The organism is Streptomyces olivochromogenes (assembly GCF_001514115.1).
GTDB classification, from domain to species: Bacteria; Actinomycetota; Actinomycetes; order Streptomycetales; family Streptomycetaceae; genus Streptomyces; species Streptomyces olivochromogenes.
Window position 1 is genome coordinate 1 of the sequence record NZ_KQ948467.1, and the last position, 13,876, is coordinate 13,876.

10 protein-coding genes and 1 pseudogene are annotated in these 13,876 nt (G+C 69.3%); 7 read left to right on the forward strand and 4 right to left on the reverse strand.

The features are described from left to right. Positions 1-94 precede the first annotated feature (94 nt). On the reverse strand, positions 95-490 hold the full coding sequence (locus tag AQJ27_RS35605) for a VOC family protein (protein ID WP_067377955.1): 396 nt from the start codon (positions 488-490) through the stop codon (positions 95-97). 180 nt (positions 491-670) lie between these two features. Here AQJ27_RS35605 and AQJ27_RS35610 point away from each other — a divergent pair. Both AQJ27_RS35610 and AQJ27_RS60900 read left to right on the forward strand, forming a co-directional pair. Further along, positions 671-1,491: pseudogene (locus AQJ27_RS35610) on the forward strand (HARBI1 family protein). Between the two features lie 92 nt (positions 1,492-1,583). After that, complete coding sequence (locus AQJ27_RS60900) at positions 1,584-1,739, forward strand: group II intron maturase-specific domain-containing protein (protein WP_159064456.1); 156 nt, start codon at positions 1,584-1,586, stop codon at positions 1,737-1,739. 350 nt (positions 1,740-2,089) lie between these two features. Here the strand turns inward: AQJ27_RS60900 and AQJ27_RS60240 are convergent, their stop codons facing one another. From AQJ27_RS60240 to AQJ27_RS35620, 3 genes are all read right to left on the reverse strand, one after another. Continuing rightward, positions 2,090-2,212 carry a hypothetical protein gene (locus AQJ27_RS60240; protein WP_268814619.1) on the reverse strand — a complete coding sequence of 41 codons (123 nt, stop codon included), beginning with the start codon at positions 2,210-2,212 and terminating at the stop codon, positions 2,090-2,092. Between the two features lie 485 nt (positions 2,213-2,697). Beyond that, a complete protein-coding gene (locus tag AQJ27_RS35615) occupies positions 2,698-3,996 on the reverse strand; it encodes an MFS transporter (protein ID WP_425275252.1) in 1,299 nt (432 codons plus the stop codon). Positions 3,997-4,237: 241 nt separating this feature from the next. Further along, positions 4,238-5,299 (reverse strand): GH25 family lysozyme, encoded by a 1,062-nt coding sequence (locus AQJ27_RS35620; RefSeq protein ID WP_067377958.1) that lies wholly within the window; start codon positions 5,297-5,299, stop codon positions 4,238-4,240. Between the two features lie 285 nt (positions 5,300-5,584). Here AQJ27_RS35620 and AQJ27_RS35625 point away from each other — a divergent pair, with 285 nt between their 5' ends. The 5 genes from AQJ27_RS35625 to AQJ27_RS57995 all read left to right on the forward strand — a co-directional run bounded on the left by AQJ27_RS35625 (position 5,585) and on the right by AQJ27_RS57995 (position 13,863). Beyond that, positions 5,585-6,244 (forward strand): hypothetical protein, encoded by a 660-nt coding sequence (locus AQJ27_RS35625; protein ID WP_067377962.1) that lies wholly within the window; start codon positions 5,585-5,587, stop codon positions 6,242-6,244. A 6-nt stretch (positions 6,245-6,250) separates the two neighbouring features. Beyond that, a complete protein-coding gene (locus AQJ27_RS35630; protein WP_201264455.1) occupies positions 6,251-6,904 on the forward strand; it encodes a DUF5987 family protein in 654 nt (217 codons plus the stop codon). After that, entirely contained in the window at positions 6,901-8,490 is a 1,590-nt protein-coding gene (locus AQJ27_RS35635) for a GMC family oxidoreductase N-terminal domain-containing protein (protein WP_067377965.1), read from the forward strand. The genes AQJ27_RS35630 and AQJ27_RS35635 overlap by 4 nt, the downstream gene beginning before the upstream one ends. An 82-nt stretch (positions 8,491-8,572) precedes the next feature. Further along, a complete protein-coding gene (locus AQJ27_RS35640; protein ID WP_159064457.1) occupies positions 8,573-11,425 on the forward strand; it encodes a TIGR03767 family metallophosphoesterase in 2,853 nt (950 codons plus the stop codon). A gap of 215 nt (positions 11,426-11,640) precedes the next feature. Continuing rightward, a complete protein-coding gene (locus AQJ27_RS57995) occupies positions 11,641-13,863 on the forward strand; it encodes a TIGR03767 family metallophosphoesterase (protein WP_067377971.1) in 2,223 nt (740 codons plus the stop codon). Positions 13,864-13,876 lie beyond the last annotated feature (13 nt).

Consider the following 13,876-nt stretch of genomic DNA (forward strand, 5'->3'; position numbering starts at 1 on the left):
TACTACAGCCGTGTGCCGCTCAGGTGCGGTAGTGAGGTCTTCTCGGCAACGTGATGGTTGCGGTGTGTGACGGGGGCGGGTGCCTGCTCGCGGCCTAGTTCTGCGGTGCCAGGGTGCGCAGGACGTCGAACTCGTTGCCCTCGGGGTCTGCCATGACCACCCAGTTTCGGTCTGAGCCCTGGCCTACATCCGTCGTGGTGGCGCCGAGGCCGAGCAATCTGGTCACCTCGTCCTCGGTGCTGCCGTCGATCGGGCTGACGTCGAGGTGAAGCCGGTTCTTCACGGTCTTGCCCTCGGGCACCAGGATGAACTGCAGGGTGGGCGGCATCTGGCGGGCCCGAACATCCTCGATGGTCGGCACCCAGGAGCCGATCTCGACCTTGCCTTCGCTCCGGTCGATCACCTTGAAGTCCAGGACCTCGCACCAAAAGGCCGCGAGCATCTCCGGATCGTGGCAGTCAATGGTCAACTCGGTGAACCTACTTGTCATGACTCTCCCAGATAGTGCGGACAGGGCTCAGGGTATGCCGCCCGTCCGACAGATCCGAGATCTTCCTGACTAGGGGCATCAGACGGGCTTGACCCGGCATCAGATACGCGAGAAGCCCCTGGTAGGAACAGGTCTGCGAAGAACAGGTTCCGGGTACCGAGAGGCTTCACGCGTTGACCAGTGTCACGTACGTACACCGGCGTGCTCGATGTCAGCCGGGCCACTGCTGAGGCCCTCGCGAAGCTGCTGCTCGAACACCGTGAGCGTCTCGGGACCCGCAAGGGCACCGCGCCCTGGGGCCGTTCAAACAGAGCGTGTTGATCCTGCGCTGGTTCCTGGACGGTACCCGGCTGACTCAACTTGTCCGCGACAACCGGATCTCCGTCCCGACGGCCTACCGCTACCTCCACGAAGGGCTGACCGTGCTCGCCGACCATGCCCCGGACCTGTCCACCGCACTGGAGCGCGCGGCCGCGGCCGGCTTTACACACCTCAACCTCGACGGCACCGTTATCCGTACCGATCGCGTCGCCGCCCCGGCCCGAACAAGGCCGACCTGTGGTGGTCGGGCAAGCACAAGCACCACGGCGGCAACGTCCAGGTCATTTTCCGCACCCGACGGCTGGCCGCTCTGGGTCTCGCCGGTCCGGCCCGGCCGCGAGCACGACACCACCTGAGCCCGTACCCACGGCCTGATCGCCGCCCTGACTCGGCTCGCCGACACCCTGGACATCCCCACCCTGACCGACCTCGGCTACCAGGACGCCAGGGCCGGCCTCCGCCACCCGGTCAAAAAACCCAAGGGCGGCGAACTCACCGACGACGCGAAGGCGTTCAACTCCGTCATCCGCGACATCCACGGCGTGGCCGAACGCGCCAACGCCCTGCTCAAGGTGATCTTCAAGGCTCTGCGCAGGGTCAGGCTCGACCCCAAGGCGATCACCCAGATCACCCGCGCCGCCCTCGTTCTGCTCCAGACGGAGCACGGCCGCACCAGCTGACGAAGGTCACGAACCGTACGAGACGTTACCGAGAAGGGCTCACTGGCTGGCAGTACATCTACACCTACCCGGCGCGGAAGTCGGTGCGTTCTGTGACGGCTAAGGTCAAGGACCTGACCGGAAGGAAGAATGTTGGCCTGCCGTTGAATTCCTTACTGCACCAGCTGAACTCAGTGCTGCGGGGATGGTGCGCGTACTTCCGTCCAGGGGTTTCGAACGTCGCATGCCAGTGTGGGAGAGTCGCGTGAGCAGATCGTGGGGCTGTACCAACAGGCGTGGGAACACAGCTCTACCTCGAAGAAGAGCCCGAGGGTCCCGGCCCCACTGCGGGAGCCGGATCGCATCGACTTCTCGCTCCACGTCATTCGGTATCGCCACGCAGATCCCTCCAATCGGGTAGGGACAGGATCTTCGCGGCGGTCCTGGCCGACGCCGAGGGCCGGATCGACTGGTTCAGGGGAGTGCGTAGGCCATGGCGAGTCTCGTTTCGTTGGTGCCGTGGGCAAGGCAGCGCCTGTGCCGCCTTGCCCGCCCCCGGCCGGGGGACTCGGGGAGAGGAGAAGTTCAGGAACAGAGAGCGTGGAGAGGGGATGGGCCGTCAGGCGGACTCCTGGCCGGGGGCGTCGGTATCGGCTTCCAGGGCCTTGTCGACGAACTCGCTTACCAGCCGCCTGACCTGGGCGGCCGGCACGATCTGCTCCCACTGGGGGCAGACGTGCACTGCCAGCAGCGGAGCCGGAAACGGACCGATCCGTCGTCCTCCACCGCGCCCAGGGGGAGGAGGGCCGCTGTGCGCACGGGCCGTGAGGGTCGAGCACGAACGTCTGCAGCACGATGTCGGGCTGGTGGCGCGGTGGCACGGTCCTGTCGCGGAGGCAGCCGTCGCACAGCAGGAGGGGGTGGATCGCCACCCGGCCGATGGACGAACCTGTAGCCGCCGCCTTCATAGGTGTTGCAGCTGGCACACACCGGCCCTTCTCCGAACTACTTGTTCGTCCTGATTCGTTGGGTCGAGAGGAGGCGCTGCCTGAATCCCTCCGAGCGATCAGGGAGAGGCGTTCACGAGCGGCTCTGACGTGCAGTGGCGAGGGGGTCTTGGAGATCGTTTCCTGCAGCGTGTTGGTGATGCCTGCCAGCATGCGGATCTTGCGTGGCGAGAGCTGCGGCTGGACCGCCCGTTTGGCGGCCCTTCCGCCATCCTTCAGCTCAGTGCACTTGTTCCGGCTCGTGGGTCTGCGGAAGGTCGCGCTCGCGGCGCATCGGGCTCGTGGCGAGGATGAGCCAGCTGGGCGCGACGACACCCGTCATGATCCACATGGCCGGCCGGTACCCGACCGCGTCGCCGAGCACGCCGCCGAGCAGGGACCCGAGCGGGATGGTGCCGTGGTTGATCATCATGGCCGTCGCCACGACCCGGCCGAGCATGTGCGGCGGACAGTAGGTCTGCCGGAAGCTGCCGACCACGATGTTGGCCACGGAAATGCTGATCCCGACGAGGAAGGCGCCCATCGCGAACAGCAGCAGCCCCGGCCCTGCCGTGGTCATCGGCAGGAGCAGCGCGAACGGCGCTGTGGCGACCTGCAGGAGAAGCAGTCCGCGCGCGGTGCCGAACCGCCGGCTGACCCTGGTGGCCATCAGCGCGCCCACGATGCCGCCGGTGCTGCCGCTGGTCAGCAGCAGCCCGACCATGGCGGGGTTCAGCCCGACGGTGCGGACCAGGAAGACGACCTGGACCGCCTGGTAGCCCATCAGCGCCATGTTGATCACGGCGCCCCAGGTGACCATCGGCCGCAGGTACCGGTCCCGGCCCACGAAGCGGAGCCCTTCGCTGATCTGCCGTCGGAGGGGGACGCGTTCCTCGTGCAGAGCGCGGTCCGGCTCGACCACGCTGATCCGCTTCAGGCAGACCGCGGATACCAGGAACGTCACCGCGTCGGCCACGAGCGCGGTGACCGCGCCGAACGCCTGGGCGAGCAGCCCCGCCACCCCCGGGCCGGCGATCTGGGTGGCGGCCTCGCTGCCCTGCAGTTTGGCGTTGCCCTCCAGAAGGTCGCGGCCGTCGAGGACGATCCGGATGTACGAGTGGTAGGCGGTGTTGAAGCACACCGCCGCGGTGCCGCAGATCAGCGCGACGACGACCAGGTGCTGGAAGGTGAGCGCGTCGAGCCACGCCGCCAGTGGAATGCTCACCAGCGCCGCACCTGCCACCAGATCGCACGCGATCATCAGTGACCGTTTGTGTATCCGGTCCACCCATGCGCCTACCGGCAGCCCCACCAGCAGCCAGGGCAGCCACACCGCCGCGGCGAGCAGGCCCACGGCGGTGGAGCTGGCGTCCAACACCTCAACCGCGATCAGCGGCAACGCGACCACGGTGATGCTGTTGCCCAGCCCACTCACGGTCTCGCCTGTCCAGAGCAGGCGGAAATCCGGTTGGGTGAATACTCCCCAGCGGGTTCGGGGCCGGTCCGGCGTGTCATTCATCGAGTCCACACGGGGCATCATTCCGTGAGCTCTTCAACTTGCCTTAATGGCTAAGCAGTTGGGGCGACGGATGAGTGAAGTCCTGGGTGAGGCTCAGGGATAGCCCTGGCCGATTCCAGGGCTTCCTTTCAGGGTGAACCAGCCCGGGGCAGGTCGGGGGGCGGTTGAGCGCCCAGCGATCCGGCCGAAGGTGGGCAAGCCCAGGTGGATGACCGTGGGCTTGAGAGCGGCATCGGTGCCGGCGGCTCACCGTGTGCTCCGGTCAGGAGACCAGCAGCTGCCAGGTGCCGGCCGAGACGACGCCGTCGGCGGTGAGGCCGTGGGCGCTCTGGAAGGCGCGTACCGCACTCGCGGTGGCGGGACCGAACTGGCCGTCGACCGTGAGGCTCACGCCCTGCGCATCGAGCAGGTACTGCGCGCCGGTCACCTGGAAGCCGCTCTGCCCCTGCTGCACGGTGGGCCAGCCCTGGCCGGAGGTGAGGTCACCCGCGGCGAAGGCCCGCAGATCCGCGAGGCTTCCGGCGAACACGTTCTGATCCCCGGGGTAGGTACCGGCATCGGCGTACTGCCAGATCGTGTAGTTGCTCCAGCCGCCCGGCAGGGTTCCGGCGCTGGAGGCGTAGTGCGCGATCCACAGCGGGTCGGTGGAGGCGAAACCCGTGTGGTTCCCCGTGCACTCGGTCCACCAGCTGAGCCCGGCGTAGATCATCGGATAGCGGCCGGTGCGGGCCCGGTACTCGTCGCGGAACTGTGCGACCCAGTTCACCATCGTGCTGTGGCTCAGGCCGTAGCAGGTGGCCCCGTAGGGGTTGTACTCGATGTCGAGCACGCCGGGCAGCGTCTTGCCGTCGTCGCTCCAGCCTCCGCCGTGACTCAGGAAGTAGTCGGCCTGGGTGGTGCCGTCGGACCTGTCGGGCAGGGCGAAGTGGTAGGCGCCGTGCAGCAGTCCCGCGGCGACCGAGCCGCTGTACTGCTGATCGAAGGTGTTGCTGACGTAGCCGACGCCCTCGGTCGCCTTCACATAGGCGAACCCGGCCCCGTCGGCAGCCACCGACGACCAGTTCACGGTTCCTTCCCACGCGCTCACGTCGAGTCCGGGGACGCCCTGCGGTGCCGTCGCCTGTGCCGTGAACGCCGAGGCGGTCCCGTGTATCCCGGAGCCGATGTGATCGGCCGCGTAGTGGGCCTCCGCGGTGGGGGCGGCCGACCGCGCCTGGGCGGGCTGTGCCATCCCGAGCAGAGCGCCCGCCGCGCCGGCGGCGACGGCCCAGTGCGGCAGCCGTCCGCCCCGACGGGAGGAACGCGAGGTTTTCGTTTTGCTCATGACAATTATCTCCGCGGGTGGGTGAAGCGGCAGATGGGAGGCAACGCGTCGGCACGGGCGACCGCGTCAGGACGTGGCTTGCGGTCGGGAATCCAACAACCGCAGTGCGCGGCACAGTTGACGGCAGTTCCTATCACAGGCCCAGTGGCTCAGTCACTGACCCACCTCTTGTACTGGCCGGTTGGTGTGCCCCATCCTCGGTATGCCGGTCGCCCCACCCACCGCGTCATGGCGGCGGCCTGTCCTGAGCGACATTCACCCTGCCCCGCTTCCGGGAGGTCCCCCGTGATTCCTCTGCGCCTGCGTGTCTCCGCAGCCGGCTGCGCGCTGGTTCTCGGAGCGTCCGCGGCGCTGCTCTCGAGCAGCACCGCCGTCGCGGCACCGTCGAAGCCCGTCGTCCGTGAGAGCCCGGCCCGGCAGGCGACCCGCTCCGCCGCGGTCGCCGACACGTCCGTCGGTCCGTTCACCGAGCCGGGGTTCGCCGCCGGCTGCACCTGGCACGAGTTCGGCGAGGGGGAGCAGCCGCCGTGGTGGCTGGCGTTCACCGACCCGCTGTGCGTGGAGTACAGCAAGCGCGACATCACCATCGACGACGGAGGGGCCCTGCGGTTCCTGGTGGCCGAACCCTCCCGGTTCGCCGTCTCCATGCTGACCTGCCACTACTACCAGAAGGACCACTGGAGCGCGCAGTCCACTCACGGCGCGACGCCGTGGGTGGCGTGGGACGGTCAGTACTGGTGGGACAAGGCCGCGAGACGGGCCGGAGCCCGCCTGACCAACTTCCGCATCGACGGACACACCGTGGGCATCGGAGACGCGGTCGCCGCCCTCCGGCCGGTCTTCCCAGACCTCGCCAGCGCGCTGAGCGACTACGGTCAGGCCGCCGGTGAGACCGGACTGACCGTGTCACTGCCCCACGACCTGCGCTGCGCACTGGCCGGGTGAGCCACCGTGACCGAGCCAGACCGGAGATCCATCCTCAAGGCACTGGTCGCCACGCTCGCAGTCCTGTCCGCCGGCGCTCTGGACACACCCACGGCCGAGGCGGCCGACGTCTCCGAGAGCTGGACGACACAGACGCTCGAGGCGTTCGCCGACACCCTGATCCCGGGCCAGCGCCGGTTCACAGGTGACGTGGTGGTCGCCGGGGCGGTCACCGGCCCCGGAGCGGTACAGGCCGGTGTCGTCGGCCTCCTCAACTCGCCCGAACTGCCGGCGGCGCCGCTGCTGCCGGCGATCGCGGCGCTGCTCGACGCCCGCGCCGTCGCCTATGCGGCCCTCCGGCTGATCTGGCTGTCGCCGACCCGCCCGCCTTTCGTGGACCTGACCTTTTCCCACCGCACCGCCCTGGTCGGCGGCCTGTTCGACCCCGACGACCTGGACCGGCCGATCTGGCAGATGCTGAGCCTGCTGGTGGGGCTGGCGTTCGACACCGCAGGGCAGCAGGACACCGTCGAGGCCCTCGGCCAGGGCCATCCCGGACTGAAGTGGCTGCGCTTCCCGGACCCGGACGCGGACGGCCTGTGGCGCTTCCCGGACTTCTCCTACGGCCGCCCGCTCGCGGCACTCCATCCCGGCACGACTGCTTCGGGGAGCCCGGCATGACCGCGCAGACCACGGACGTCCTGGTGATCGGCAGCGGCTTCGGCGGCGCGATCCCGGCCTACTACCTCGCGGCGGGCGGAGCCCGCGTCACCGTTCTGGAGCGCGGCCCCCGGGCGGCCGCCGCCGACTTCACCCACTCGATGCGCCTGGGCACCTACAACAAGATCGTGGACGTGATCCGCGGCGACGGAGTCGCGGTGGTCGCCGGCAACTGCGTCGGCGGCGGCAGCGTCGTCTACTTCGCCGCCTCACTGCGCGCGCCGTCCTTCGTCTTCGAGCGCCGCGGCAGCCTCGGCCGCCGGCTGTGGCCGGCCTCCCTGACCCGGGCCGCCCTCGACCCCTGGTACGACCGCGTCGAGGAGGCGCTGCCGGTCACCCGGGCCGACTGGCCGGACGTGTCCTACGCGGGCGGGGTCCTGGCCGCCGCGTGCGGGCGGGCCGGACACACCTGCAATCCCGTGCCGGTGGCCGTCGACACCGGCACCTGCACCAACTGCAACTGGATGCTCTCCGGCTGCCGCTTCGACGCCAAACGCTCCCTGCTGCTCAACTACCTGCCGGCGGCGGAGGCCCACGGCGCGGAGATCCGCCCGCTGCACGAGGTGCAGACCGTCACCCCGTCGCCCCTGTCCGGCTACCGCTACGCGGTCGCGTACACCGTCGTGGACCCCGACGACTACGGCTGCACCGCGCAAGTCGGGGTCATCCACGCCAAGGTCGTCGTGCTGGCCGCCGGCGCCGTGGGCACGCCCGTGATCCTCCAGCGCTCCGCCCTCCTCCTCGGAGGCGTCCCGGCCGCTGTGGGGCGCTACTTCTCCGGCAACGGCGACCGCGTCAGCGTCGCCGACATCGACGAGGGCAAGGCGCGCTCACTGCTGGGGCTGTCACGTCCCGACGGTTCCGCCTACCAGGGGCTGCCCGTGGGCCGGCCCATCACCGCCGCCACCTACGACTACCTCGACCCGGCCGCCCCGGAGTACAGCCGCTTCACCCTCCAGCAGATCTACTTCCCCCCGCTGACCAACCTGTTGGCCCAGGCCGCCGGATCACCCACCTGGTTCGGCATCGAGAAGCGGAACATGCGGGCCCGGTGGCGCTCCTGGCTCACCCTGCTGGCCATGGCCGAGGACGACAACGAAGGCACCTTCGGGATCGTCCCGCTCACCGGCAGCTTCACCCGGCTGGCGCCAGGGCTCGGACAGGGCACCATGACATACCACCCCACCTCCCGTACCCGCCAGGCATGGGACCGGGCCGACACCGCACTGCGGGCAATCCTCGAGAAGGACGGCCTCTCCCGGGTCCGCCCGTGGAGCGAGGACACCGCAGGCACCGTCACGGCCCATCCGCTCGGTTCGGCCCGGTTCGGCGACGACCCCGCCACCAGCGCGCTCACCGACGGCCATGAGCTGCGCGGGCACAGCGGACTGTTCGTCACCGACGGCGCCGCCGTCCCCACCTCCCTCACCGTCAACCCCTCACTGACCATTGCCGCCCTCGCCGAACGCGCCGTCACCGCGATCGGCACCCGTGCCACCGAGGCCGGGATCGCGCTCCGCCGCGACGTTCCCCTGCCCGGCCGCTGACGGACACGACTGTGGAACGCGGCGGAACGGAATGGAACGCCGGAGGGAGAGACGAGGTTCGACCTTTCCTGGGAGACATGGCGTGGGCATCTCGCGAAGAAGGCTACTGACGACGACCGGAGTGGGCGTGGTGGCGGCAGCCATCGACGTGGGCGGTCTCCGCGCTGCCGCCGAGGCCGCGACCTCGGTCGGCACCGGCAAGGCGGCGGCCGCCTCCGCAGCGGACGTGCAGGTGGTCACCACGTGGGACCAGACGGTGCAGCGGGCGAGTTACGCCCAGGGCGCGGGCTACCAGCGGCTCGTCGCCGGGCCGGGGGAGCCGCACACCATCCGCACCGACCTCTGGTCCCGCTTCGGCCCTCCGACGATGGCGCTGGCGACGTTCGCGCAGATGACCGACCTGCACATCGTGGACGACCAGTCGCCGGCCCGCCTCGAGTTCATGGACCGCTACGCCGACGCCGGCGCCCCGCACTACGGCTCGTACCCCACCGATTCGGCCTACCGGGGTCACGAGTTCCTCTCGACCCAGGTCGTCGACGCGATGTGCCAGGCCATCGCCGGGATCGGCAAGGGTCCGCGGAGCAAGAAGCCGCTGCAGTTCACCATCGTCACCGGCGACGCGATCGACAACTGCCAGCACAACGAGAACCGCTGGTACATCGACCTGCTCGACGGCGGCCAGACCATCGTCCCGGACTCCGGCCAGATCGGCCTGGACCAGAGCTTCTCCAGCGGTGCCCTGACCAGCGGCGGCACCGGGGACAACCACTACTACTACCCGTCGGTGCCCCCGCAGCAGGTGCCGGGCAACCAGTACACCGGCACGTCAGGGCTCGGATTCCCCTATGTTCCGGGCCTGCTGGACGCGAGCGGCGTGGTGGGTGCGGCCCGCCGGCCGTTCGTCTCCCACGGCCTGGGCATGCCCTGGTACGCGGCGTACGGCAACCACGACGGACTGTGGCAGGGCAACGAACCCATCGACAACAACCTCGTCGACGTGCAGGGCATGACGGTCGGCTCGTCCAAGACCACCGGCACCTCCGCCGACCTGCCGGACAGCTACAGCGACCTCGGCACCTTCGGCAAGCTGATGGTCGCCTGGGACCTGGAGGGGACCCGGGTCGCCGCGGACTCCAACCGGCGGCTGCTCACCCGTAAGGCGTTCATCCAGGACCACTTCAACACCGCCGGCCTGCCGGTCGGTCACGGATTCCAGGGCGTCGGGATCGACAAGGCCTACTACGCGATCCCGTCCGGTTCCAGCGACCTGGTCCGCTACATCACCCTGGACTCCACCAACACCAACACCGACGGCTTCGGCTCCGGTGCCGCGGGCGGGTCGATCGACACCGACCAGCTCAACTGGCTGGAACAGCAGCTCAGGGCCAACAGCTCGCGCTACATCGACACCAATAACCGCATCGTCACGCAGAGCGGTGTGCAGGACAAGATGTACGTCCTGTTCTGCCACCACACGCTCAACACCATGGACAACCTCGACGACGGCATCTTCGGCGGCATCTTCGGGAACCGGCACACCGGCGACGAACTCAAGTCGCTGCTGCTGCGCTACCCGAACGTGATCGCCATGGTCAACGGGCACACCCACGCCAACAAGATCGTCCCCCATCCGGCGCCGGCCTCCAGCCCGATCTCCGGCGGCTTCTGGGAGATCTCCACGGCCTCGCACATCGACTGGCCGATCCAGAGCCGCATCATCGAGATCATGGCGAGCCCCGACGCGCAGAACGCGGGCGAGTTCGGCTCCTCCGCCGGGCCCGCCACCCTCTCGATCTTCACCACCATGGTCGACCCCGCCGCGCCCCTCTCCTTCGGCGGTGACACCAGCGCACCCGCGCAACTCGCCTCCCTGGCACGGGAGCTGGCCACCAACGACCCGCAGGAGGTGAGCCACGGCATCACCAACCGCATGGGCGTCAACCAGGACCGCAACGCGCAGCTGCTGCTGCCGGCCCCCTTCCCGCTGCACGCTCCGCACCCGCTCGGTTCCCCGGTCGCCGCGGCCCGCAACAAGGACGGGCGGCTGGAGCTGTTCGGCACGGACGCGCAGGGCAATCTGTGGAACACCAGCCAGCAGACCGCCGGCGGCAGCCTGCAGGCATGGACGAAGCTCGCCAGTGGTCCGGGATGGCAGTCCGTCAGCGCCAGCACCCACCAGGACGGCCGGGTCGAGGTGTTCGCCATCGACCAGAACGGCTACGTGACCCGTCGCGCGCAGACCAGCGCGGGCAGCAGCACCTACACGGCGCCCCAGCAGTTCGACTCCGGCTTCACCTCGGCGACCGCGGTCCAGGACCAGTGGGGCGGCATGCAGGTCTACGCGACCCGCAGCGACAACACCATCCGCCACCGCTGGCAGGACTTCCTGAACGACGACACCGCCTCGAACGGCTGGTTCACTCCCTGGACCCAGCTCGGCGGCACCGCGATCCAGCTCGCCGTCGAGACCGGCGCCGACGGGCGCGCCGTGCTGGTCGCCATCAAGGAGGACGGCCTCCTCATCCAGCGCAGGATGAACGTCCCCAACGCGCAGACGGAGAGCGAGTGGGGCGGGGTGCTGCCCGTCGACGGCATCCTCGACTCCATCGACATGACCCGGAACCTCGACGGACGCCTGGCGATCTTCGGTACCAATCCCGATGGGCAGCTCTTCCGCCGCTTCGAGACTGCCCCGGCAAGCGGCACGTGGCAGTCCTGGGCCCAGATGCCGACGCAGTCCGGTACCACCACGCTGCGGATGCGCCACGTCTGCGCCGAGCGGAACGGGGCCGGGAAGATCGAACTGTTCGCCGTCGACGACACGGGCACGCTGTACCACTGCACGCAGACCGACCCCAGCAGCACCACCTGGTCGGCCTGGGAGTCCTGCCAGTTCCAGTTGCGCGCCACTCACACCTTCGTCGGGCTGTGACAGGTCCGGCAACGCCTGATCCGTCCCGCTCCTCCGCCTGAACACAGGTGCCGCTCCCACCGCTGAGCGGCGGGGCCGGCACCTGCGCGGGTTTCCGCATCCCTCCGCAACCGTCCCGTCACGGGCCCCCTCGGGACTACACCGCAGTCAACGGCGTGCGGGACGGGCGAACGACGACTTCGCAGCATGTCACGCCCCACACCGAAGGAATCGACATGGCAATCTCCCGACGCAGGATCCTGACCGCTGCCGGAGTGGCCGTGGTGGCCGCGGCCATCGACGTCGGCGGTCTGCGCGCCGTCGCCAGCGCCGCGTCCCCGCCTCTCGGCACCGGTGCCGCATTCGGGCTCACCACTTTGGACCAGACCGTGCAGGTCGGTCCCGACCTCGGCATGGGGTACCACGGCGTGGTCGCCGGCCCCGGCGAACCGCACATCATCCGCAACGACTTCACCGCCGCCACCTCGCCGCAGGTCACCCGATCCCTGATCGCCTTCGCCCAGATGTCCGACCTGCACATCGTCGACGACCAGTCGCCGCTGCGGGTCGAGTGCCTGGACCGCCTCGCGGACTACGGACCTCCGCACTACAACTCGTACCCGACCGAATCGGCGTACCGCGCGCACGAATTCCTCTCGACACAGACGACCGACGCGATGTGCCGAGCCGTCCGGCAGGTCCTCCGCAGCCCGCGGACGAGCACACCGCTGGCCTTCACCGTCGTCACGGGCGACGCGGTCGACAACTGCCAGTACAACGAGTCGCGGTGGTACATCGACCTGCTCGACGGCAACGCGGTGCGCCCGGACTCCGGTGACCTCACCAAGGACGAGAGCGTGGCCGGCGGCCAGTTCGGGACGGAGACCCACTACTGGCATCCGGAAGCACGGCAGACTCCGCCCGACAACAACGCCCAGCACGGCTTTCCCGTCGTGAGTGGTCTGCTGAATGCCGCCCGCAGATCGTTCACGGCGACCGGGCTGGGCATGCCCTGGTACGCCGCCTACGGCAACCACGACGCGCTCGTCCAGGGCAACGTCCCGATCGACATCCTCCCCTTCGACCCGCTCAAGAGCATCGCCACCGGCTCCACCAAGCTGACGGAGATCGAGGGCGTCCCGGACGTCTTCGACAACACCGCGACGTACTATCTGGACCTGCTGAAGGACGTACTGACGGGCGAATTCACCCTCCAGACCGCCCACGTGACGGCAGACCCGTCCCGGCGGCTGCTCGCGCGGAGCGACTTCATCGCGGAGCACTTCAACACCACCGGTGTCCCGCGCGGGCACGGCTTCACCTCCGGCAGCGACAAGGGCTACTACGCGATTCCCTCGGGGACCGACGACGTGTTCCAGTTCCTCGTGCTGGACACGACCAACACCAGCGGCGGCGCCAACGGCGCCATCGACACGGACCAGTGGAACTGGCTGAACGCCGAGCTCAAGGCCAACAGCTCACGCTACGAACTCGACGACTCCGACGGCACCAAGGCCAGGACGGTCGTCAACCAGCCCGGCGTGACGGACAAACTCATCGTCATCTGCTGCCATCACACGCTCGACTCCATGGACAACACGGACAGCGGGTCCCCGTACGGCGGCACGGAACTCCGCGACCTGCTGCTGCGCTTCCCGAACGTGATTCTGATGGTCGACGGCCACACCCACACCAACAACATCTCGGCCCACAAGACCTCCTGGCCGTCCGTCATCGGCAACGGCTTCTGGGAGGTGAACACGGCGTCGCACATCGACTGGCCCATCCAGAGCCGGATCTTCGAGATCGCCGAAGGCGGCGGCATCCTGTCGATCTTCACGACCATGGTCGACTCCGACGCACCGCTGTCGTGCAACGGGGACACCAGCACCCCCGCCGCGCTGGCCTCGCTGGGACGCGAGCTGGCGGCCAACGACCTCCAGGCGGTGGCAGCCGGCATCGGCAAGCGCCGTGGAACGGCCGACGCCCGCAACACACAGCTGCTCCTTCCCGCTCCCTTCTCGCTGGCCGCCGACCACGGCACGCCGCTTCCGAGCGCCGGCTGGCCGGTGGTTCAGCAGGGGGCGAGCGGCGAGCGGGTCAGGACCGCGCAGTACCTGCTCAACGCCAGGGGAGCCGCGCTGAGCGTGGACGGCGCCTTCGGGCCGTCCACCGGCAGCGCGGCGCAGTCCTTCCAGTCCAGCCGCGGTCTGTCCGCCGACGGGATCGTCGGACCCGTGACCTGGCGGGCCCTCGCCGTTGCCGTGCAGCAGGGCGGCAGCGGGCCCGCGGTGACGGCGTTGCAGCGCCAGCTCAACGCCCACGGGGCCACGCTGAGCGTGGACGGCGCCTTCGGGCCGTCCACCAGCAGCGCGGTGCGGTCCTTCCAGTCCGCCCACAGCCTGCCGGCGGACGGGGTCGTCGCGTCCACGACCTGGCAGACGCTGACCGCGCTGTGACGCGGACCGTCCA

What these genes read in the sequence shown, in the direction of transcription:
- AQJ27_RS35605 (WP_067377955.1), bottom strand. Translation starts at nt 490, where the DNA reads ATGACAAGTAGGTTCACCGAGTTGACCATTGACTGCCACGATCCGGAG.
- AQJ27_RS35615 (WP_425275252.1), bottom strand. Translation starts at nt 3,996, where the DNA reads ATGATGCCCCGTGTGGACTCGATGAATGACACGCCGGACCGGCCCCGA.
- AQJ27_RS35620 (WP_067377958.1), bottom strand. Translation starts at nt 5,299, where the DNA reads ATGAGCAAAACGAAAACCTCGCGTTCCTCCCGTCGGGGCGGACGGCTG.
- AQJ27_RS35635 (WP_067377965.1), top strand. Translation starts at nt 6,901, where the DNA reads ATGACCGCGCAGACCACGGACGTCCTGGTGATCGGCAGCGGCTTCGGC.
- AQJ27_RS57995 (WP_067377971.1), top strand. Translation starts at nt 11,641, where the DNA reads ATGGCAATCTCCCGACGCAGGATCCTGACCGCTGCCGGAGTGGCCGTG.